The sequence below is a fragment of the Sphingomonas sp. Leaf32 genome (assembly GCF_001421765.1).
In the GTDB taxonomy this organism is placed as follows: Bacteria; Pseudomonadota; Alphaproteobacteria; order Sphingomonadales; family Sphingomonadaceae; genus Sphingomonas.
This window is the reverse complement of record NZ_LMLA01000007.1, coordinates 1-20,542: the sequence shown is the minus strand read 5'-3', so window position 1 is coordinate 20,542 and position 20,542 is coordinate 1. Positions and strand designations below refer to the sequence as shown.

Sequence of the window (20,542 nt, the reverse complement as noted above, 5' to 3'; positions counted from 1 at the left end):
CCTTCGCGTGAACCAATTCTTACTTCTTACTTTACCCTTTGCTTGCCGAGTCGGCAGACCGTGCTAGGACGGACCACATGCAAGCTGTCCGTATCGCGCCCTCCATTCTGTCCGCCGACTTCGCCAAGCTGGGCGAGGAAGTCCGTGCCATCGATGCCGCCGGGGCGGACTGGATTCATATCGACGTGATGGACGGGCATTTCGTGCCCAACCTGACCATCGGCCCGGCGGTGGTGAAGGCGCTGCGCCCGCATAGCCCCAAGCCGTTCGACGTGCATCTGATGGTGTCGCCGGTCGACCCGCTGGTGGAGGCCTTTGCCGAGGCCGGCGCCGACATCCTGTCGGTCCATCCGGAATCCGGCCCGCATCTCCACCGCACGCTCCAGCGGATCAAGGCGCTGGGCAAGCGCGCGGGCGTGGTGCTCAATCCCGGCACCCCGGTCGAGGTGGTCGACCAGGTGATCGACCTGACCGACCTGCTGCTGGTGATGAGCGTCAATCCGGGGTTCGGCGGGCAGAAGTTCATCGACAGCCAGCTGCGCAAGATCGAGGCGCTGCGCGCAAGGATCGACGCCACGGGTCGCCCGATCGACCTGCAGGTCGATGGCGGCATCGACCGCGTGACCGCGCCCAGGGCGATCGCCGCCGGGGCCGACTGTCTGGTCGCCGGCACCGCGACCTTTACCGGCGGTCCGACCGCCTATGCCGCGAATATCGCCGCACTGCGCGGCGCATGATCCCCCCACAGCCGATCGACGAACCGCGCGACGGGATCGACGTCGGCAAGCGGCTGGTGCGACAGGGCGGCGGCACCGGGCTGTCGCTGTCCGAACGGATCACCGAGAAACTGCAACGGCTGGCGTGGCGTACCCCGCTCCACGGGTTGCGGTTGAAAGGGCGGCATCCGCTGAAGCTGATCGCGGTCGCCGACGATCCGTTCTTCGGTGACGTGGCACGCGGGCAGGCGCTGCTGCACGGCGACCTGATGTTCCGGGGGGAAGCGGTACCAATCGATCGGCTCGGCCTCGACCGTCCGAAATTCTCCGCCGCCTTTGCCGACCATCTCCACAGCTTCGCATGGCTGCGCGACCTGTCGAGCGTCGCGCCGCGGGTGACGGCGGTGCCGATCGCCGAAACGCTGATGCTGCAATGGCTGGCGGCGCATGGCGAACGCGTGTCGGAACCGGCGTGGAGCGCGCATGTCACCGGGCGGCGGATGCTGTTCTGGATCGCACACGCGCCGCTGATCCTGTCGTCGACCGATCTGGTCTATCGCTCGCGCGTGCTCAACACCATCGCCCGCGCCGCCCGCCATCTGGACGGCGAAGCGGGGAAGGCACCGGCCGGTATCCGCGCGATCACCGCCTGGGCGGGCGTCGTCGCCGCCGGGCTGGTCATCCCCGGTGGCGATCCGCGCCGGGGCTTCGGCGAACATGGCCTCGCCCGCGCACTGACCAATGGCCTGTTCGAGGATGGCGGCATCGTCGGCCGATCGCCCGCCGAACAGCTCGACGCGGTGATGACGCTGGCGAGCTTACGCGAAATCTATGCCGCGCGGCGGATGGACGTGCCCGAGGCGCAAGGGCTGGCGCTGACCCGCATGGTCGCCGCGCTGCTGGGCGTGTGCCACGGCGAGGGGGGGCTTGCCTGCTGGCAGGGATCGGGACCGGTGTCGGGCGAACGTATCGCCGATGTCGTCGCGGCGACGGGGGTGCGCACCCGCCCATTACGCCACGCCGGCGACTGGGGATACCAGCGGCTGGCCGCCGGGCGCACCGTGCTGATGGTCGATTCCGCCCCGCCGCCGGTCGCCCGCGCGGCGCGGGAGGGATGCGCGTCGACGCTGGCGTTCGAGCTGTCGGATGGCGGGCAGCGGATCGTAGTGAATTGCGGCGGCGCGGGCGCGGCGCTGCTGACGCTGTCGAGCGAGTTGCGCCGCGCGCTGCGCACCACCGCCGCGCATTCGACGCTGGTGCTGGCCGATGCCAATTCGACCGCGATCCATGCCGACGGGTCGCTGGGCAAGGGCGTCGGCGTGGTCGACATGCACCGGCAGGAAAGCGACGCGATCAGCCGGATCGAGGTCGCGCATGACGGCTATGCCAAGCGTCTCGGCTTCCAGCATCGCCGCGTCCTGACCCTATCCGCAGACGGCCGCGACGTGCAGGGCGAGGACATGCTGATCCCGACCGGCCGCCGCGGGCGCAAGGGCGAGACCAGCTTCGTCGCGCGCTTCCACCTGGCACCCGGCATCGAAATCGCCCCGACCCCGGACGGACAGGCCGCGTTCCTGCGCATCCCCGATGGCGGCCCGGTGTGGCAGTTCCGCTGCAAGGGCGCGACGCTGGGCGTCGAGGAAAGCCTGTGGATCGACGATACGGGCAAGCCGGTGCCGACGTTCCAGCTGGTGCTGTCGGGCGCGACCCCGGCGGGGGGCCATGATTTTTCGTGGCGGTTCCACCGGGCGCGGTAGGCGTTCGCCGATATCCGGTCACAGCGATTGCTTGACACCCGTTCTCCGTGCCGGCCAGCTTGCCTTCGGGGAGAACGGGAGAAACACGATGATGCGCAAAATCTTAGAAGTGCTCGCTCTCAGCACGATCGTATCGACGTCCATCGCGCTACCGGTTGCAGCACAGGTGCGCCGACAGGAATATGTTGTCGTTTGGTATACTGACGAAAGCATGTCGACGGTGTCCGGCCAACGCATCGCGTTCTGCGACGGCGGGTCGTTCCGCTCGGGGACGCCTACCCTGTACGAAGAAACTACGTATTATGGCTGTGACTGAGCATCGACCGTTGGCGGAATGACACGCCAGAGCTTTCACTCGACGCGGTGAGGATCGGGTAAGGTCGCAACGTCACCCCAGCGCCGGCTGAGGTGACGTCTGTGGCAGCGAGATTGCCTACCCCGGCGACGCCGCTGACCCGGCGAGCAGGCCGCCATCGATATTGACCTCGGTCCCGGTGATGTATGTCGCTTCGTCCGATGCCAGCATCGCCGCGACCGCCGCGACTTCCTCGGGCAAGCCAAACCGCTTGAGCGGCGTATCCGCCACCAGCGCCGCCATCCGCGTTTCCCGGTCGGGGCCGTCGCCCAGCATCGGTTCCCAGATCGGGGTCAGGATCGCCGCCGGATGGAGCGAATTGCAGCGGATGCGCCAGCCCTGCTGCGCGCAATAGAGCGCGACGCTCTTGCTATGGTTGCGGATCGCCGCCTTGGACGACGCATAGGCCGCTGCCCCTGGAATCCCGACCAGCCCGGAGCGTGACGAGATGTTGATGATCGATCCCGTGCCCACCGCCTTCATCGCGCCGATCGCGTAGCGACAGCCGAGGAACGTGCCGTCCAGATTTACCGCATGGACCGCGCGCCAGTCGGCGAGCGCGGCATGTTCGGGATCATGGGGCACCATGCCGCCTTCGAACCCGGTCACGCCGGCATTGTTGACCACGACATCGGCGACCGGCACCTCATGCGCCAGCCGCGCCCAGTCGTCCTCCTCGCGCACGTCGAGCGCAACGAAGCGGCAGCCAAGCGCATCAGCGGCGGCCTGTCCGGCCCCCGAGTCGCTGTCGGTCAGGACGACGATACCGCCCTCTGCGTGAAAGCGCGTGGCGATGGCGTGGCCGATCCCTCGCGCCGCGCCGGTGACGACGCAGATCTTCGATTGCAGACGTTGCATGACAGAGTCTCCTTTCCGAACATACCGTGCGGCAGCGCGTTTCATTGTGCCGATGCCACCCGATGCGCGGTTGTTGTCAGGAGACCGGTATGATCGAGAAGAAATCCGACCCGGTCGCGCTGGACAGACACGGGCCGAGCATCCGCGCGTCCTGCGCGCCGGCGTCGCGATAGACCGAGAAGCAATAGCGTCGGGCCTCGTCAAATGCCTCCGGCCGGGATCGGATGGCATCGAAAAAAGAAGCGTCGGACTTGCTGCGAACGGCGCGGCGGGCATTCGTTTCCGCGTGATTGGCTGCGATCAGCGAATAATCCTGTTCGTGGAAACAGGTGCTGTCCGCGCCATGACGCGCGATGCAGAACCGATAGGCGGCATCGCGCATCGCCGGCGTGGACCTGGACCAGTTCGCCGCCGAAAGCCGCCAAGTCGCCGTCGCCCTGAATATCGAAGCCCGCTGCGCGGACCTGACCTGCGCATCCACCGCGTTCGACGACGGAAAACAGCCGGCCAGCAGGGCCGAAATGATGTACGGCAGGCCGTATAGACGCATTCCGAATCTCTCCATCCGCGGCGGTTCTGCCCGCCGGACGATAGCGGACGAGCCGGCCGCTCCCAACCGCCAAAGGTCGCAACCCACGCCCCCTTGCCCCGCCGCCGCATTCGCGCGAAAGGGCGCGGCCATGGATCATGTCACCGCACAGCGCGCGCTCCTCTCGGTTTCCGACAAGAGCGGCATCGTCGACCTCGCCACCGCCCTTGCCAGCCATGGCGTCGAGCTGGTTTCCACCGGCGGCACCGCTGCCACGCTGCGCGACGCGGGCCTTACCGTCCGCGATATTTCGGAGCTGACCGGGTTCCCTGAAATGATGGACGGGCGGGTCAAGACGCTGCACCCGGTGGTCCATGGCGGGCTGCTGGCGGTGCGCGACAATCCGCAGCACGTCGCGTCGATGGACGAACATGCCATCGGCGCGATCGATATCGTCGTCGTGAACCTCTATCCGTTCGAAGCGACCGTGGCCAAGGGCGCCGACCGCGACACGATCATCGAGAATATCGACATCGGCGGCCCGTCGATGGTGCGCTCCGCCGCCAAGAACCATGATGCGGTGGCGATCGTCACCGATCCGGCCGACTATGCCGCGCTGATCGCCGAGCTGGCCGAAACCGGCGGTGCGACGACGCTCGCCACCCGCCGCCGCTTCGCCGCCAAGGCCTATGCCGCGACCGCTGCCTATGACTCGGCGATCACGCAGTGGTTCGCCTTTGCCGATCAGGGGCAGATTTTCCCCGACACCCTCCCCCTCGCCTTCACGCGCGGCGCGGAACTGCGCTATGGCGAGAACCCGCACCAGTCGGCGTCGCTCTACATCCCGCGCGGGCCGGCGGCACGTGGCATCGCACAGGCGGAGCAGGTGCAGGGCAAGGCGCTGAGCTACAACAACTATAACGACGCCGATGCCGCGCTGGAGCTGGTCAGCGAGTTTCGCGACGGGCCGCCGACCGTCGTCATCGTCAAGCACGCCAATCCCTGCGGCGTCGCCACCGGTGCAACGCTGATCGAAGCGTATCAGGCGGCGCTCGCCTGCGACAGCGTGTCGGCGTTCGGCGGCATCATCGCCGTCAACCGTCCGCTCGACGGCGAAACCGCGCGTGCGATCAGCGGTATCTTCACCGAAGTCGTCGCCGCCCCGTCGGCCGATGACGAGGCGAAGGCGGTGTTCGCCGCGAAAAAGAACCTGCGCCTGCTGCTGACCGGCGACCTGCCCGATCCGGCGCGCGGCGGGCTGATGGTCAAGAGCATCGCCGGCGGGCTGCTGGTGCAGTCGCGCGACGGCGGCAATCTGGGCCAGGTCGAGCTGAAGGTCGTGACCAAGCGCCAGCCTACGACACAGGAGCTGGCCGATTGCCGCTTTGCCTGGACCGTCGCCAAGCATGTGAAGTCGAACGCGATCGTCTATGCCAAGGACGGCAGCACGGCGGGCATCGGCGCCGGGCAGATGAACCGGCTGGAATCCGCGCGCATCGCCGCGTGGAAGGCGAAGGACGCGGCGGACAAGGCTGGCTGGGCGCAGGCACGCACCATCGGGTCGGCGGTCGCATCGGACGCCTTCTTCCCCTTCGCCGACGGCCTGCTGGCTGCGGTCGAGGCAGGCGCGACGGCGGTGATCCAGCCGGGCGGATCGATCCGCGACGAGGAGGTCATCGCGGCGGCGGACGAAGCCGGACTGGCGATGGTGTTCACCGGGATGCGCCACTTCCGGCATTGAGGGGATCGATCCCGAGCGAGACGTCATCCCAGCGAAGGCTGGGATCTTGCGGTTGTTGTACGTGACAGGAGCCGCGTGAGGCCCCAGCCTTCGCTGGGGCGACGTTTATGGTGAAGCGGAGTTTGCCTCCCCCGGCCCCACCCGGTACGACCACCCCATGCCATCGTTCCGCAACACCCACTACGCCGCCTTCCTGTTCGACATGGACGGGACGCTGCTCGATTCCAGCGCAGCGGTGGAGCGCGTCTGGCGGCGCTGGTGCGAGCGGCACGGCATCGATGCCGAAGAGCTGATCGCGGTGTGTCACGGCGTGCGGGGTGAGGATACCGTCCGCCGCTTCGCCACGGCCGGCATGGATGTCGATGCCGAAGCCGCATGGCTGAACGCGGCCGAACTGGAGGATGTCGACGGCGTCGTCGCGATCGACGGCATCCATGCGCTGATCGCGGGGCTGGCGCCGGGCGACTGGGCGATCGTCACCTCCGCGCCGCGCGACCTGGCCGAGGTGCGGCTGCGCGCGATCGACCTGCCGATCCCGCAGGTGTTCATCACGGCCGAGGACGTGACGAACGGCAAGCCCGATCCGCAGGGCTTCCGCCTCGCCGCCGACCGGCTGGGCGTCGCGGTCGAGGACTGCCTGGTGTTCGAGGATTCACCCGCCGGGGTCGCGGCGGGCAAGGCGGCGGGAGCGGCGGTCGCGATCGTCGGCCCGCGCGTGGGGGCGGAGGAAGGGACCTATGCGATCGCCGATTATCGCTGACCTGAGGATCGACCGCCGCCCGCTGACCAAAACCGACGGCAACCACCGCGAGGTCGCGATCGACCGGCTGACGTTCCGCGCCGATGGCGGCATCGTGCCGGTGGTGATTACCGACACGGGCGTCGCGCCGCGGTTGCTGGCGAAGCGGTAGGGCGCCCTAGACGCCTGCCCACCCCAGTCCGTTCGGCAGCAAGGCCGCCGAGAAATCCACCTGCAGCACGCGTCGCCGCGCCGGCCGGACGGCAGCGTCCGATGCGTGGAGAATGGGCGTGGCATAGAGCCAGACATCGCCCGCCGCCGCCAGGCACGCCGCGATCCCGTGCGCCCGTACGACGGCGGGAACGGTGTCGACCGGCACCCGCCCCGCGCGGTGCGATCCGGGTGCGACCAGCAGCGGCGCATTGTCCGCACCGACCGGGTCGAGATGGACCCGCAGCGTCACCATCGCCGCCAACAGGGCGAAGGGCGGCTCGACATGGTGCAGGCCGGCCTTGACCGTCCATGGGCCGAAGCCGGGCGTATCGACGCGCTCGCGCACGCAGATGGTGCGGTCCTGATGCCAGCCGAGCGCCCAGTTGGTCGCCGCGCTCTTGTCGAACAGGACCGCCCGGACCGGACGACAGTCCTCTCCCAAAACGCGGGCTGCACTCGCACCGATCGCGCCATCGGCGGCCAGCAACGATGCCAGCGCCGCATTGCCGGCGATCCGCACCCCGGCACGATCGGGTGGGACATCGGCCAGCGCGGCGTCGATCGCCGGCAGTTCGGCGGTGACCGCCCCGTCGATCCGCTCCGCCCCATCGACGGCGAAGCCGAGCGGCACGATCGGTTTAGCCGTGCACCGCGACGATCGACGACACCACCGTCTGGATCAGTTGCTGGCGTTCCTGCACCGGGCGCGACGTGTCGCCGATCATCACCGCGACGGCATAGGATTTGCCATCCGGCGCGGTCAGGATGCCGACGTCGTTGAAGCCCGCGGTGCGTCCGCCCAGATCCTGTCCGGTCCCGGTCTTGTGCGCGACGCTCCACCCGGCGGGCAGCGCGGCGCGGATGCGGGCGCGGCCGGTGCGGGTGTGGCTCATCGTGTCGAGCAGCCACTGGGTCGACTGCGGCGTCAGCAGCATCCCGTGGTGCAGCCGGGCCAGCGCATCGGCGATGGCGCCCGCGCCCGCGCCGTCGGGCGGATCGGCGACATAGGCCTGATAGGCGGCACGGCGGACATTGGGGTCGAGCCGGGCGCGCGCCTGCGCAAAGGCATTGCCCTGCGAATATTCCTGCTTCCACGGCAGGCCGGCGGTCCGGGCCTGGAGCAGCCGCTCGCCCGGCCCAAAGCGGATATTGCCGAGGCCCCGGCTGGCGATGAAGTCCCGCACCGCGACCGGCCCGCCCGCCAGGTTCAGCAGCTTGTCGTTCGCCGTATTGTCGCTCATCGTCAGCGCACGGCGCAGCAGGTCGCCGACGGTCGTGTTGAACACGCCGTCCTTCATCAGATAGGCGATCGGCTGGTGAAACAGGGTCAGGTCGCTGCGGGTGATGGTGACCGGGGTGGTCAGCGCCAGCTTGCCCTCGTCGATCGCGTTCATCGTGGTCAGCGCGACCCACAATTTGCTGACTGATTGCTGCGGCATCCGCTGGTCCATGGCGTGGCCCACGACCCAGCCGTCGTCGATGCTGCGCACCGCGATGGAAACCTTGCCCTGGAACCCGCCGCCCAGCGCGTTGATCGCCGATACGAGCGCCGGCGGCGCGGGCCGGGTCTGCGCGGGGAGCGGCACCGGCACCGCATAGCGCGGGGCGGCGGCCTGTGCGGCGGGGGGCAACGTCCGCGTCGCCAGCCCGGCACCACCCAGTGCAACCACCGCCGCCATCAGTGCCGCGTTGCGCGACCCGATTCGATTCAACATTTGTGCGATCATCTCACCCGCCAAGTTGCCGCAACCATGCTTGTCCGTGTGTTAACATAACAGGGTGGACGCGATCGCTTGCGACGAATCCCCCCGCAGGGACGACGAATGGCGGTGCGCTTCAGGGAACGAGGATGGTGTCGATCGCCTGGCGCCCCGTTTCGGGGTAATCCAGCGTATAGTGCAAGCCCCGGCTCTCCTGCCGCCGGAGCGCCGACCGCACGATCAGGTCGGCCGATTGCAACAGGTTGCGCAGTTCGATCAGGTCGGCGGTGACGCGGAAATGGCCGTAATAATCGGCCACCTCCTCGGTCAGCATCGCGATGCGGTGGCGGGCGCGCTCCAGCCGCTTGGTCGAGCGGACAATGCCGACATAATTCCACATGAAGCGGCGGATTTCGGTCCAGTTCTGCTTGATGACCACTTCCTCGTCGGAATCGGTCACGCGGCTTTCGTCCCAGCCCCGGATCGCGGGCGGCGGCGGCAGGTCGTCCCAGCGCGCGGCGATGTCCTTCGCCGCCGCCTCGCCGAACACGAAACATTCCAGCAGCGAGTTGGACGCCAGCCGGTTCGCCCCGTGCAGCCCCGATTGCGACACTTCGCCGACCGCATAGAGGCCGGGCAGGTCGGTACGCCCGTCGCGGTCGATCACCACCCCGCCACAGGTATAATGCTGCGCCGGCACCACCGGGATCGGCTGGCGGGTCATGTCGATGCCGAGGCCCAGCAGCTTGTCATGGATGTTGGGGAAATGCCCGCGCACGAACGCCGGGTCCATGTGGCTGATGTCGAGATGGACGTAATCGAGGCCGAAGCGCTTGATCTCCGCATCGATCGCCCGTGCCACGATGTCGCGCGGGGCCAGTTCGGCACGCGGGTCGTAATAGGGCATGAAATTCTTGCCCGTCGTGGGGTTGATGAGCTTGCCCCCCTCCCCGCGCACCGCTTCGGTAATCAGGAAGTTCTTGACCTCCAGATTGTAGAGGCAGGTCGGGTGGAATTGCATGAACTCCATGTTCGACACGCGGCACCCCGCGCGCCACGCCATCGCGATGCCGTCGCCGGTCGCGCCGCGCGGCGCGGTGCTGAACAGATAGGTCCGCCCCGCCCCGCCGGTCGCGAGGATCGTCGCGCGCGCGGTGAACAGCTCGACCCGATCGGTCGCGCGGTTGAAGGCATAGACGCCCCACACATTGCCCGCGCCCGAATAGCGTTGCTCGTGTCGGCTGGTCGCCAGGTCGACCGCGACCATGTCGGGCAGCAGGGTGATGTTGGGATGGGCGCGGGCGGCGCGGATCAGCGCCTCCTGCACCGCCCAGCCGGTCGCGTCGTCGACATGGACGATGCGGCGGTGCGAATGGCCGCCCTCGCGCGTCAGGTGCAGCGCTTCGCCGTCGGTGTTGAACGGCACGCCCAGCGCCGCCAGCCGCTCGATCGCGGCGGGGGCGGCCTCCACGACGAACTCGACGATCGCGCGGTCGTTCAGCCCGGCGCCCGCGACCATCGTGTCCTCGACATGGTTCTCGAACGTGTCACCGGGTTCCAGCACGGCGGCGATCCCGCCCTGCGCCCACGCCGTCGACCCTTCGTTCAGCGCCCCCTTGGCCAGCACCGTCACGCGGAACCGTTCGGCCAGGTGCAACGCGGCGGTCAGGCCGGCGGCCCCCGACCCGATGATGAGGATGTCGCTCTGGGCAGGGTCGTGGGACAAGATGCGCTCCGCTTGATCTGTCCGACGACTAGGCGCGTTTCGTGGGGCGTGACAAGCGCGGTGGATATGGCACGGAAGTCCGCCCCCTTCCTGTCACCCCGGGCTTGACCCGGGGTCCCGCTTCTTAACCGCCGCAGAAGAAGAAGCGGGACCCCGGGTCAAGCCCGGGGTGACGGACAGGGGCAACCGTTACCGTGCCCCCGCCGCCCCTCGATCAGAACGACGTCGACAATTGCGCGAACCAGTTGCGCGGGCGGGCGAAGATGCGCTCCGCATAGCCGAGCGTCGCGAGCGAGGCGTTTCCCTGAATCAGATAGCGTTGGTCGAGGATGTTGTTGACCCCCGCGCTGATCTCGATGCCGTTGGCCAGCTTCAGGCCCACCGATCCGTTGCCGACGAAATAGCCATCCTCCTCGATCAACGGAATGCTGCCGGTGATGAAGGTGATCTTCGACGTATAGCTGCCATCGACGCGCGGGGTCAGCGTCATGCCGTTCCCCAGTTCGATCTTGTACGACAGGCCGAGATTGGCTTGCAGGTCGGGGGTGAAGGGCAGGTCGTCGTTCGGCGTCACGGTGGCGGTGGCACCGGGGATCGGGGTGATGCTCTTGATCTTGTCCTTGAGCACGCTCAAGCCGCCATCGACCGTCAGGCCCCATGGCGCGCGCCAGCTCGCCTCCGCCTCGAACCCGCGGATGCGCGCTTCGCCGGCGTTGAAGAGGAGCGGCACCACGCCCTGGCGGAAAATCAGCTGGATGTCCTGATATTCCGCCTGGAACGCGGCGAGGTTGAGGCGCAGGCGACCGATATTGGTCTTCACGCCGACTTCGTAGCTGGTGACGCTTTCGTCCGAGAACGGCACCGGCAGATTGTCGGCGGTCGCGGCGTTGTAGCGGGTGTTGAAGCCGCCCGACTTGAAGCTCTTGGCATAGGACGCATAGGTGCTGATCGCGCCGCTCCATCGATATTGCACGCTGGCAGAGCCTGTGAGTGCGGCGAAATCGCGCTGGAACGGGCGGGGGAAGATGAACAGCGGGCCGCCCTGCGTGGTCGCCAGCGTCGGCAGCGGATTGGGGTCGCCCTGGGTCGCGGGGAACAGGTTCAGCACCGTTCCCTGATAATATTTGCGATCGGAGGTGTAGCGCAGGCCACCGCTCAGCTCCAGCCGCTCGGTCGGCGACCAGCTGACCTCGCCGAACAGCGCGACCGAATTGGTCTTCAGGCGCGAAACCTGGAGGTCGCGGCTGCCGGGACCGCCGGCCAGCAGCGAGCGGATCACCGGCGGCGACGGTGGAAAGGCGAGGAAGACCGTCGCGCGCTCGTCGGTGGATTCGTTGAAATAATAGCCGCCGAGAATGCCGTTCACCTTGCCGAAGTCGAGCTGGAGCTGGACCTCCTGGCTGAACTGCGCCGATTGCGACCCGACATCGGTGGTGATGAGGGTCAGCGGGGTGTTGTCGGCGTCGCGAATGCCGCGCGAGCTGGTTTCGCGATAGGCGGTGATAAGCTTCACCAGCGCCTGTTCGGTCAGGTGGATATTGGCGGTGCCGGCGACGCCCCATACCTCCGACATGCTCATCACCGGCGCATTGCCGCCGTTCACGAAATCGCCCTTCGCCTGCAGGTCGTTGGCGCAGCGCGCATCGTTGATGAGCGGCACGTTGGGCGCGCCGAAGCGGCGGTCGCCCGGCGCGATCGGGGCGAAGGGGATGGTCGCACCGGGGCAGCCGGCGGCAACGCTGGCGATCGCCGCGACCGGCGCCTGTTCGTTGACCCCGGCCAGCACGAAGGGTGCGCCATGTTCGTCGCGGCGCGAATAATCGGCGCGCAGGAACAGGTCGAACTGGCTCGACGGTTCCCATTTCAGCGCGCCGTTTAACGAATAGCCATTCTCGTTGCCGAGATCGAGGCCGTCGAACGCGCGGATGACATAGCCGTCGCGTCGGCGAAACCCGCCCGACACCCGCGCGGCCAGCGTCTCGCCCAGCGGCACGTTCACCGCCGCGAACCCTTCGCGTAAGTTGTAATCGCCGACGCGCAGCCGGGCGCGGACGCTGGTCTTGCCCATTTGCGGCTGGCGGGTGCGGACCAGGATCGCGCCGCCGATGGTGTTGCGGCCGAACAACGTACCCTGCGGCCCGCGCAGCACCTCCACCCCGTCGATGTCGCCGAAATCGATCGCACCGCCGACCGCACGGCCGAGATATACTTCGTCGAGATAGATGCCGACGCCCGGATCGACGGCGGCGGTCGGATCGACCTGTCCCACGCCGCGGATGAACACGACCGACGCCGCGCTGTTGCCCGACAACTGCCCGGCGGGCTTGAACTGGAGGCTGGGGGTGATGCGCTCAAGGTCCTGCGTCTGCACGATCTGGCGCTGGTCGAGCATTTCCGAACTGAACGCCGAAATGGCGACCGGCGTGTCCTGAAGACTTTCCTCTCGGCGGCGGGCGGTGACGATGATTTCCCCATCGTCCGGTTCGGTGGCGGCAGGCGGGGCGTCCTGTGCCGCGGCGGCGGCGGGGATGGCGGCAATTGTCAAGGCACCGATCGCGGCATGACAACGCAGCGCGGTAACCATCGTCGAACGAAGGCCAGTCATAGCATCCTCCCATGGCGGGGAGATCTGTCGCTCCCCTTTTCCAGCAGGCTACGCCACCAAATGCTATTGTCAATAACTGTAATGTTTCATTGCTACAATTGTGGCCGCTGATGTCTTTGCGTCGCCCTGGATCAAAGCCGGGGTCCCGCTTCCTTGCAACCGCCGAAGAAGGAGTAGCGGGACCCCGGCTCAAGGCCGGGGTGACGGGGACGACGAACGACGTTCTTTTCTCACCCGGCATCCGCCAGGATCAGCGCGTCGAGGGCCACCACGCCCTCCCCCTTCGGATAGACGACGACCGGGTTCAGATCGATCTCGAGGATCGTGGGGCTGCCGGCGAGCACCCGGCCAAGATCGGCGATCAGCACCGCGACCGCATCGACATCCAGCGCGGGTGAACCACGATAGCCGTCGAGCAGCGCCCCCTGCTTCAGCGCGCGCAGTTCGGCGACGATCGCGTCGTGGGTCAGGTCGATTGGCAGCAGCCGGACATCGTGCAGCAGCTCGGCGGTCACCCCGCCGAACCCGACCAGGATCGCCGGCCCCCAATCGGGATCGTTCCGCGCGCCGACGATCAGTTCGATCCCGCGCTTGCCCATCGCCTCGACCTGCACCCCGTCGAGGGTAATGCCGGGATCATAGGCGGCGACATTGGCGTAAAGCCGGTCCCATGCCGCCGCCAGCGCGGCATCGTCGGCGATGTGCAGGAGTACGCCGCCGGCATCGCTCTTGTGGCTGAGCGCCGCCGCCTGCGCCTTGATCGCGACCGGATAGCCCACGCGCGCGGCGATCGCCTGCGCCGCCCCCATATCGGCGGCGAACCCGCCCGCCGGGAAGGGGATGCCGGCCGGGGCCAGCAATGCCTTCGCACGATATTCGGGAATGACCCCGCCGGGCAGGTCGAGCGCGACCGGTTCGGTCGCCGCCACCGCGAAATCCCGCGCGGCATGGCGCAGCAGATGGCCCAGCGCACGGAAGGCGCGGTCGGGCGACGGGAAATAGGGCACTCCGATCGCGCGCAGCGCGGCGATATAATCCGGCGGCACCGGCGCTCCATCGTCCAGCCCGGCGAAGATCACCGGCTTGTCCGGCGCCAGCGCGCGCACCGCATCGATGATCGCGGGGAATTTACGCGCCGACGTCGCCGCATCGGTCTGGATGATGCCGAACACCAAGGCGGCATAGCCGTCGTCGGCCAGCAGCGGGATCAGCGTGCGGCGATACAGGTCGGGATCGACCAGCGCCTGCGCCGTCAGGTCCATCGGGTTGGATACCGGAATGAAGTCCGGGATGGCAGCGCGCATCGCATCCGCGGTCGCCCCGGCCATCGGCGGCAGGTCCAGCCCGATCGTTTCGGCCAGATCGAGCGTCAGCGCCTTGAACGCGCCGCTTTCGGTCAGCACCGCCGTGCCCCCACGCCGGACCGGCCTGGCGCGTACTGCCACGTCGACGACATCGCCCAGCGCCTCCAGACTGTCGACCAGCATCACCCCGGCGCGTTCGACCTTCGCCTTCATCAACTGCCAGTCGCCGGCCATCGCGCCCGTGTGCGTGGCGGCACTTTCGCGCGCCGCGCTCGACGTGCCGGGATGAAGCAGCACGATCGGCTTGCCCGCCGCCCGTGCCCGTGCCGCCAGCGCCAGGAAGCGCGCCGGCTGGCGGAACTGCTCGACGATCATCGCGATCGCCCGTGTCGCGGGGTCGGCGATCAGATGCTCGACATAATCCTCGACGCCCGAGGCCGCCTCGTTACCCGTCGACACCGACACGGTCAGCCCCAGGTCCTTGGCCATCAGCGTGGTGCCCAGCACCACCGCCATCGCGCCCGACTGGCTGACGATGCCGACCGCCGGCTTGTCCGCAAGGTCCAGCACCGGCGCCTCGACAAAGGTCAGCGGCACGCCGGCGGCATAATTCACCAGCCCGAGGCAGTTCGGCCCCTCGACGATCATGCCGTGTTCGGCCGCGATCCGCGCGACCTCCGCCTGCGCGGCCTGGCCCGCCTCGCCCCCTTCGGCGAACCCCGCCGAAAAGATGATCGCCGCGCCGACCCTGCGCGCCGCCAGCGCGCGCACCGCGCCCAGCACCGCCGGCCCGGGAATCGCCAGCACCGCCGCATCGACGCCCATCGGCAGGTCGTCGATCGCGTTCAGGCAGGGACGCCCGTCGATCGTATCACGCTTCGGGTTGATGAGGTGGATGTCACCGGCATAGCCGTGCCGTTCGAGGTTGCGCAGGACGGCGTTCCCCAGCGCGCCCGGCGTCGGCGACGCGCCGACGATGACGACCGAACGGGGGGTGAGCAGGCGGGAAAGATCGGGCATCGGATTTCCTCGATCCTCCCCGATCCGGGGAGGTGGCAGCGCGAAAGCGCTGACGGAGGGGGTTGGCCACGCAACGAAACCGTTCCGTATGTCGACACCCCCCTCCACCATGCTTCGCATGGTCCCCCTCCCCGTGCCGGGGAGGATTTAGAAGGTCAAACCTTGGCCCGGTCCTTGTCGTAAGCCCCCAGCCCCGGCTTGTAGCTCTTCTCGTCGATGAACTGCCGGATGCCTTCCTTGCGGCCGTCATTGTCGTAGGAATTGGCCGCTTCCTGCGCGCGAACCAGATAGTCCTCGGCATCGTCATAGCTCATCACGCCGACGCGCTTCATCGCGTCCTTGGTCGCCTTCAGCGCGACGGGGTTCTTGGCCAGCAGCACCTTCGCGACCTCGGTGACTCGATCCTTGAGCTGCGCCAGCGGCAGCGCCTCGTTGACCAGACCCCATTCGACCGCGGTCCTGCCGTCGATATTCTCGCCCATCATCGCGTGGTACATCGCTTTGCGGAACGGCATCAGTTCCTGCGCCACCTTGGTCGCGCCACCGCCCGGCAGGATGCCCCAGTTGATCTCCGACAGGCCGAACTTCGCTTCCTCGGCGGCAAAGGCCAGGTCGCAGGCGAACAACGGGCCGTATCCGCCGCCGAAGCACCAGCCATTGACCATTGCGATCGTCGGCTTCTGGTACCAGCGCAGCCGCCGCCACCAGCCATAGCTTTCGCGCTGCGCCTTGCGCGTACCGGCAAGGCCCTGCGATTCCGTTTCCCGGAAATATTCCTTCAAATCCATGCCTGCGGTCCATGCCGGCCCCTCGCCCGACAGCACCAGCACGCCGGCATCGTCGCGATACTCCAGCGCGTCGAGCACCTCCATCATGTCGCGGTTGAGCGTCGGGCTCATCGCGTTGCGCTTTTCGGGACGGTTGAACCGCACCCACGCGATGCCCCCCTCGACATCATAGGCGACGACGCCGTTGCTGCTCGTTTCGGTCATGGTGCAAACCTCTTGCTGGCGCCAGCGATCGGGGTCGTCGGCGAGAATGTCGTTGGGAAAAGCGGGCCGGCGTGGTGCGCCCGCACCGTCAGATGGGATAATGGCCCGGCTGCGTCTCGATCGTGATCCAGCGCAGTTCGGTGAAGGCGTCGATCCCCGCCTTGCCGCCGAACCGGCCGTACCCCGATGCCTTCACCCCGCCGAACGGCATCTGCGCCTCGTCATGCACGGTCGGGCCGTTGACGTGGCAGATGCCCGACTGGATGCGCCGGGCGATGCGCAGGCCGCGCGCGGTATCGCGGGTGAAGACCGATGCCGACAGGCCGTAGGCGGTGTCGTTGGCCAGGTCGATCGCATGACCCTCGTCGCGCGCGCGGACGACGCCGACGACGGGGCCGAAACTCTCGTCGCGGAACAGCTTCATCGCCGGGGTCACGTGATCGATGACATGCGCCGGCATCAGCACGCCGTCCGCCGCGCCGCCATTCACCTGCACCGCGCCCGCCGCGACCGCATCGTCGATCAGCGACCGGACATGATCGACCGTCTTGCGATCGACCACCGCGCCCAACGGCGTATTGCCTTCGCGGGGGTCGCCGACCGCCATGGTGCGGACCTTGGCCGCGAACTTCTCGACAAAGGCGTCGGCGACCGCATCGACGACGATGATCCGCTCGGTCGACATGCAGATCTGCCCCTGGTTCATGAACGCGCCGAACGCCGCCGCCTTCACCGCTTCGTCGAGGTCGGCATCGTCCAGCACGATCAGCGGCGCCTTGCCGCCCAGTTCCAGCAGCACGGGCTTCAGATGCTCCGCCGCGCGTTTCGCGATGATCCGCCCGACATGGGTCGATCCGGTGAAGTTGATGCGGCGGACCTGCGGATGGTCGATCAGCGCGCCGACGACCGCACCCGCATCCTCGGGCGCATTGGTGACGATCGAGACGGCGCCGGTGGGCAGCGCCTCGGCAAAGGCTTCGGCGATCAGGCTGTGGGTGCGTGGGCATTGCTCGCTCGCCTTCAGCACCACGGTATTGCCGCACGCCAGCGGCACCGCGACCGCGCGCACGCCCAGGATGATCGGCGCGTTCCACGGCGCGATGCCCAGCATCACCCCGACCGGTTCGCGCAGCGCCATCGCGATACAGCCCGGCTTGTCCGACGGGATCACTTCGCCCGCGATCTGCGTCGTCAGCGCGGCAGCCTCGCGCACCATCGACACCGCCAGCATCAGGTTGAACCGCGCCCAGCCCTCGGTCGCGCCGATCTCGCCCATCATCGCCGCGACGAACTGGTCGCCCTTGGCCGCCAGCGCATCCGCCGCCTTGGTCAGCGCCGCGCGTCGTGCGTTCGGACCCAGCGCAGACCATACCGGAAACGCCGCCGCCGCCGCCTCGACCGCCGCATTCGCCTCGTCCGGGCCGAACGCCTCGGCCGTCGTCGCGACCGCGCCGGTCACGGGGTTCATCCGGTCGAATGTTGTTGCGGACGCCATAGCGGCCTCTCCTTATTTGTTATGTTTTATAGCTTAAATCGCTTTAGCGGGCGCGTCAATCGGGCAATTCGCGTGACCCATTGTCAGGACGTCACGCCGCGCCTGCTCCGCCTCCCGCCTCTTGCAAAACCACCGCCGGCTTACCCCGCAGAAAGAACAGCGCGACCGCCGCGATCAGCGACCCGACGCCCATCAGCACTGCGACCGCCTGCAATCCATATCCGGCGGCGAACAGGAAACCCGCGACCATCGGCGCCAGTGCCGACCCGCCGCGCCCGACCCCGATGACGAACCCGGTCGCGGTGGCGCGCGCACCGGTCGGAAACCGCTCGGCGACCAGTGCGTACAGCCCGACCACGCCGGCATTGGTGGCAAAGCCGGCGGCGGCGGCAACGACCGACAGGCCCGTCAGATCGCTCTGCGCGCGTCCGAACACGATGACGAGCGCGGTCGACAACAGCATCGCACCGATGGTCAGCCCCAGCAGTCGCAGCCGCCCGGTCAACAGGCCGAGGATCAGCGATCCGGTCGCCCCGCCGATGCTGGCCCACACCAGCACGCCTGCCGCCTGCGGCGCGGGAAAGCCCATGTCGACCACGATCTTCGGAATCCATTTCAGGATGAAATAGAAGGTCATGATGTGCGCCAGATAGGCGAGCGTCAGCAGGATGGTGGTGCGCAGCAGCGCGGGGGAAAACAGCGCGACGATCGGGGCCTTGGCGGCGGCGGTGCGCAGCTCCGGCTCCGGCAGCGCCGCGACCGGGGCATGGCCCATGCGCTTCAGCGTAGCGTTGATCCGCGCCAGCGCGTCGGGCGGACGGCGATGCATCAGGAACGCGACCGATTCGGGCGCGCGCCACAGCACCAGCGGCACGAACAGCGCGCTGCAGATCGCACCGAACACGAACACCGCGCGCCAGTCATATTGGGCCAACAGTATGGCGGACACCGATCCGCCGACGATCGTCCCGATTGGATAGCCTGCCGCCATCAGCACGACGGCCAGCGCGCGATGTTTCGCATTGGCGGCTTCGGCCACGGCGGCATTGGTCGATGCCAGCATCCCACCGATACCCAGGCCGGTGGCGACGCGCCAGACCGACAGGGTAACGATCCCCGCCGCGCTCGCCGCGCCCAACATGCCGATGGTCATCACGCCCAGACAGCCGAGGATCGTCGTCCGCCGCCCCAAGCGGTCGGCGACGCCGCCCAGGAACAGCGATCCGATCGCCATGCCGACCAGCTCCATCGACAATATGATGCCCAACGCGGCGCGATCGATGCCCCAATCGGCGGCGATGCCGGGCGATGCGAAGCTGATCGACAGCACGTCGAATCCGTCCAGCGCGTTCAACCCGACCATGGTCGCGACGATTCCCCATTGGAATCGCGACATCGCTCCCTGATCGATCGCACTGCGTGGGTCTTGGGCCACTATGCACCCTCTCCGTTTTTTTGTTATGTTGGGTAACATATACTGCTATGACGGACCGCGACAACTGCCATTGCCGATTGCTTCGCCGTTCCTTCCGGGGCTGTGGATAACCCGGTTCGGCTGTGGATAAGTCAGGACGAGCCCTGTGGATAACTACGGGATTACGGGAGAGGGAAGATGCCCGCCCCACCCTTTCGCGCCGATCATGTCGGTAGCGTTCTGCGGCCTAAGGCGCTGATCGAGGCGCGCGCGGCGTATTGCGCGGGCACGATCGACGCAGCGGCGCTGGGCACGGCGGAGGACGCCGCAATCCGCGACGTGGTGCGCTTTCAGGAGGACTTGGGGCTACAGGGAATTACCGACGGGAATTCCGCCGTACCTAAATTTCCACACCGACTTCCTGCTGCAACTCTGCGGTTCGGAACGGGGCGGCCAGCGTGCCGCCATCCTCTACACCCTCATCCAAACCGCCCGCCTCGACAACGTCGACTCGCAGGTTTGGCTAGCCGACGTCCTCGCCCGCATTGCCTAATATCCGGCGACCCGGCTCGACGAGCTGCTACCGTGGAACTGGGTGCCTCGAATCCAGGTCACGAAAGCCGCCTGATGGCCGCCTCCTCGATGGCGTTCACCGCGCGCTACGCCGCAAAGCACCTCGCCGTAATTGAGGAACTCGCCGAGGACATGGCGCCCGAAGACGGTCGCCTCAGCGTCATCACCAGTCTCGACGACGACGTCGAGGCCATCAACGCCTCACGCGATACGGTTTCGACTACCTCGACGAGCTACTTGACCACAGGCGGTCGGGCTTCTTGGGCGAAAGCTGACCTGCCCCGCGGCCTTTCGCGAATGGATACCTTGTACCGGATGCCGGCGTTTGCGGAAAACGCGTGTGCGCCGAACGCCCAACGCCCCTAGCCCCATCTCTTTGGAGACGGGGCCTGGGGCGTTAGTGAAAGGGTTGGTTGCGGGGACAGGATTTGAACCTGTGACCTTCAGGTTANCCCAACGCCCCTAGCCCCATCTCTTTGGAGACGGGGCCTGGGGCGTTAGTGAAAGGGTTGGTTGCGGGGACAGGATTTGAACCTGTGACCTTCAGGTTATGAGCCTGACGAGCTACCGGGCTGCTCCACCCCGCGTCACCTGAGCTGATCCGCTCGGCGGCACGCTTGGATAGCGTGTCGTCGTGTGGTTCGGCGGGAAGCGCGTGCAAGAATTGTGAATGGTTATGTGCACCGGCTTCAATGCCTGGCGACGACCTACTCTTCCATTGCTTGAGCAATAGTACCATTGGCGCAGGTTGGTTTCACGGCCGAGTTCGGGATGGGATCGGGTGGTTCACAAACGCTATAGCCAC

At 67.5% G+C, this 20,542-nt stretch carries 17 protein-coding genes, 1 tRNA gene, 1 rRNA gene and 1 pseudogene; 8 read left to right on the top strand and 12 right to left on the bottom strand.

Annotation, left to right across the window (positions count from 1 at the left end):
• Positions 1–77 precede the first annotated feature (77 nt).
• The 3 genes from rpe to ASE83_RS07885 all read left to right on the top strand — a co-directional run bounded on the left by rpe (position 78) and on the right by ASE83_RS07885 (position 2,789).
• Positions 78–737: a ribulose-phosphate 3-epimerase gene (gene rpe / locus ASE83_RS07895; RefSeq protein ID WP_055787898.1), complete on the top strand. Its 660-nt coding sequence runs from the start codon at positions 78–80 to the stop codon at positions 735–737.
• Positions 734–2,473 carry a heparinase II/III family protein gene (locus ASE83_RS07890; protein WP_055787895.1) on the top strand — a complete coding sequence of 580 codons (1,740 nt, stop codon included), beginning with the start codon at positions 734–736 and terminating at the stop codon, positions 2,471–2,473. Before rpe ends, ASE83_RS07890 begins: the two co-directional genes overlap by 4 nt.
• An 88-nt stretch (positions 2,474–2,561) precedes the next feature.
• A complete protein-coding gene (locus ASE83_RS07885) occupies positions 2,562–2,789 on the top strand; it encodes a hypothetical protein (protein ID WP_156352910.1) in 228 nt (75 codons plus the stop codon).
• Between the two features lie 117 nt (positions 2,790–2,906).
• Here ASE83_RS07885 and ASE83_RS07880 read toward each other — a convergent pair whose 3' ends face one another.
• On the bottom strand, positions 2,907–3,686 hold the full coding sequence (locus ASE83_RS07880; protein WP_055787889.1) for an SDR family oxidoreductase: 780 nt from the start codon (positions 3,684–3,686) through the stop codon (positions 2,907–2,909).
• A gap of 76 nt (positions 3,687–3,762) precedes the next feature.
• A complete protein-coding gene (locus tag ASE83_RS07875; RefSeq protein ID WP_156352907.1) occupies positions 3,763–4,368 on the bottom strand; it encodes a hypothetical protein in 606 nt (201 codons plus the stop codon).
• Between ASE83_RS07875 and purH the strand changes: the two genes are divergently transcribed.
• The 3 genes from purH (at position 4,367) to ASE83_RS18465 (ending at position 6,867) form a co-directional block, all read left to right on the top strand.
• Positions 4,367–5,956, top strand: coding sequence for a bifunctional phosphoribosylaminoimidazolecarboxamide formyltransferase/IMP cyclohydrolase (gene purH / locus ASE83_RS07870; protein ID WP_055787885.1), 1,590 nt, complete (start codon positions 4,367–4,369; stop codon positions 5,954–5,956). The genes ASE83_RS07875 and purH overlap by 2 nt on opposite strands.
• 157 nt (positions 5,957–6,113) lie before the next feature.
• Complete coding sequence (locus tag ASE83_RS07865; protein WP_055787883.1) at positions 6,114–6,716, top strand: HAD-IA family hydrolase; 603 nt, start codon at positions 6,114–6,116, stop codon at positions 6,714–6,716.
• Positions 6,694–6,867, top strand: a complete 174-nt coding sequence (locus ASE83_RS18465) for a hypothetical protein (protein WP_200921866.1) — start codon at positions 6,694–6,696, stop codon at positions 6,865–6,867. The genes ASE83_RS07865 and ASE83_RS18465 overlap by 23 nt, the downstream gene beginning before the upstream one ends.
• A gap of 6 nt (positions 6,868–6,873) precedes the next feature.
• On the opposite strand, the gene ASE83_RS07860 is transcribed toward ASE83_RS18465, so the two are convergent.
• From ASE83_RS07860 to ASE83_RS07825, 8 genes are all read right to left on the bottom strand, one after another.
• Entirely contained in the window at positions 6,874–7,539 is a 666-nt protein-coding gene (locus ASE83_RS07860) for a phytanoyl-CoA dioxygenase family protein (protein WP_055787880.1), read from the bottom strand.
• 7 nt (positions 7,540–7,546) lie between these two features.
• Positions 7,547–8,623 (bottom strand): serine hydrolase, encoded by a 1,077-nt coding sequence (locus ASE83_RS07855; RefSeq protein WP_235513274.1) that lies wholly within the window; start codon positions 8,621–8,623, stop codon positions 7,547–7,549.
• Positions 8,624–8,744: 121 nt separating this feature from the next.
• Positions 8,745–10,334 carry an L-aspartate oxidase gene (gene nadB / locus ASE83_RS07850; protein ID WP_055787877.1) on the bottom strand — a complete coding sequence of 530 codons (1,590 nt, stop codon included), beginning with the start codon at positions 10,332–10,334 and terminating at the stop codon, positions 8,745–8,747.
• Between the two features lie 214 nt (positions 10,335–10,548).
• A complete protein-coding gene (locus ASE83_RS07845; RefSeq protein WP_055787872.1) occupies positions 10,549–12,939 on the bottom strand; it encodes a TonB-dependent receptor in 2,391 nt (796 codons plus the stop codon).
• Between the two features lie 230 nt (positions 12,940–13,169).
• On the bottom strand, positions 13,170–15,263 hold the full coding sequence (locus ASE83_RS07840) for an acetate--CoA ligase family protein (RefSeq protein WP_055787869.1): 2,094 nt from the start codon (positions 15,261–15,263) through the stop codon (positions 13,170–13,172).
• A gap of 155 nt (positions 15,264–15,418) precedes the next feature.
• A complete protein-coding gene (locus ASE83_RS07835) occupies positions 15,419–16,255 on the bottom strand; it encodes a p-hydroxycinnamoyl CoA hydratase/lyase (RefSeq protein WP_055787867.1) in 837 nt (278 codons plus the stop codon).
• Between the two features lie 88 nt (positions 16,256–16,343).
• Positions 16,344–17,750 carry an aldehyde dehydrogenase gene (locus tag ASE83_RS07830; protein WP_055787864.1) on the bottom strand — a complete coding sequence of 469 codons (1,407 nt, stop codon included), beginning with the start codon at positions 17,748–17,750 and terminating at the stop codon, positions 16,344–16,346.
• Between the two features lie 91 nt (positions 17,751–17,841).
• Positions 17,842–19,146: an MFS transporter gene (locus tag ASE83_RS07825; RefSeq protein WP_235513275.1), complete on the bottom strand. Its 1,305-nt coding sequence runs from the start codon at positions 19,144–19,146 to the stop codon at positions 17,842–17,844.
• A gap of 451 nt (positions 19,147–19,597) precedes the next feature.
• On the opposite strand from ASE83_RS07825, the pseudogene ASE83_RS18125 reads away from it, so the two are divergent.
• Together ASE83_RS18125 and ASE83_RS07820 are read left to right on the top strand one after the other, a co-directional pair.
• Positions 19,598–19,792, top strand: a pseudogene (locus ASE83_RS18125) (transposase domain-containing protein); the annotation flags it as partial.
• Positions 19,750–20,103 (top strand): hypothetical protein, encoded by a 354-nt coding sequence (locus ASE83_RS07820; protein ID WP_156352900.1) that lies wholly within the window; start codon positions 19,750–19,752, stop codon positions 20,101–20,103. The pseudogene ASE83_RS18125 and the gene ASE83_RS07820, both read left to right, overlap by 43 nt.
• Before the next feature lie 144 nt (positions 20,104–20,247).
• Here the strand turns inward: ASE83_RS07820 and ASE83_RS07815 are convergent.
• A tRNA-Met gene (locus ASE83_RS07815) sits at positions 20,248–20,324 on the bottom strand.
• A 107-nt stretch (positions 20,325–20,431) separates the two neighbouring features.
• Positions 20,432–20,542, bottom strand: a 5S ribosomal RNA gene (gene rrf / locus ASE83_RS07810); the annotation flags it as partial.

Excerpts from the sequence above, each read along its gene's own strand:
- rpe (WP_055787898.1), top strand. The coding sequence starts at position 78 with ATGCAAGCTGTCCGTATCGCGCCCTCCATTCTGTCCGCCGACTTCGCC.
- ASE83_RS07890 (WP_055787895.1), top strand. The coding sequence starts at position 734 with ATGATCCCCCCACAGCCGATCGACGAACCGCGCGACGGGATCGACGTC.
- ASE83_RS07885 (WP_156352910.1), top strand. The coding sequence starts at position 2,562 with ATGATGCGCAAAATCTTAGAAGTGCTCGCTCTCAGCACGATCGTATCG.
- ASE83_RS07880 (WP_055787889.1), bottom strand. The coding sequence starts at position 3,686 with ATGCAACGTCTGCAATCGAAGATCTGCGTCGTCACCGGCGCGGCGCGA.
- purH (WP_055787885.1), top strand. The coding sequence starts at position 4,367 with ATGGATCATGTCACCGCACAGCGCGCGCTCCTCTCGGTTTCCGACAAG.
- ASE83_RS07875 (WP_156352907.1), bottom strand. The coding sequence starts at position 4,368 with ATGGCCGCGCCCTTTCGCGCGAATGCGGCGGCGGGGCAAGGGGGCGTG.
- ASE83_RS07865 (WP_055787883.1), top strand. The coding sequence starts at position 6,114 with ATGCCATCGTTCCGCAACACCCACTACGCCGCCTTCCTGTTCGACATG.
- ASE83_RS18465 (WP_200921866.1), top strand. The coding sequence starts at position 6,694 with ATGCGATCGCCGATTATCGCTGACCTGAGGATCGACCGCCGCCCGCTG.
- ASE83_RS07855 (WP_235513274.1), bottom strand. The coding sequence starts at position 8,623 with ATGTTGAATCGAATCGGGTCGCGCAACGCGGCACTGATGGCGGCGGTG.
- ASE83_RS07845 (WP_055787872.1), bottom strand. The coding sequence starts at position 12,939 with ATGACTGGCCTTCGTTCGACGATGGTTACCGCGCTGCGTTGTCATGCC.
- ASE83_RS07840 (WP_055787869.1), bottom strand. The coding sequence starts at position 15,263 with ATGCCCGATCTTTCCCGCCTGCTCACCCCCCGTTCGGTCGTCATCGTC.
- ASE83_RS07835 (WP_055787867.1), bottom strand. The coding sequence starts at position 16,255 with ATGACCGAAACGAGCAGCAACGGCGTCGTCGCCTATGATGTCGAGGGG.
- ASE83_RS07830 (WP_055787864.1), bottom strand. The coding sequence starts at position 17,750 with ATGGCGTCCGCAACAACATTCGACCGGATGAACCCCGTGACCGGCGCG.
- ASE83_RS07825 (WP_235513275.1), bottom strand. The coding sequence starts at position 19,146 with ATGTCGCGATTCCAATGGGGAATCGTCGCGACCATGGTCGGGTTGAAC.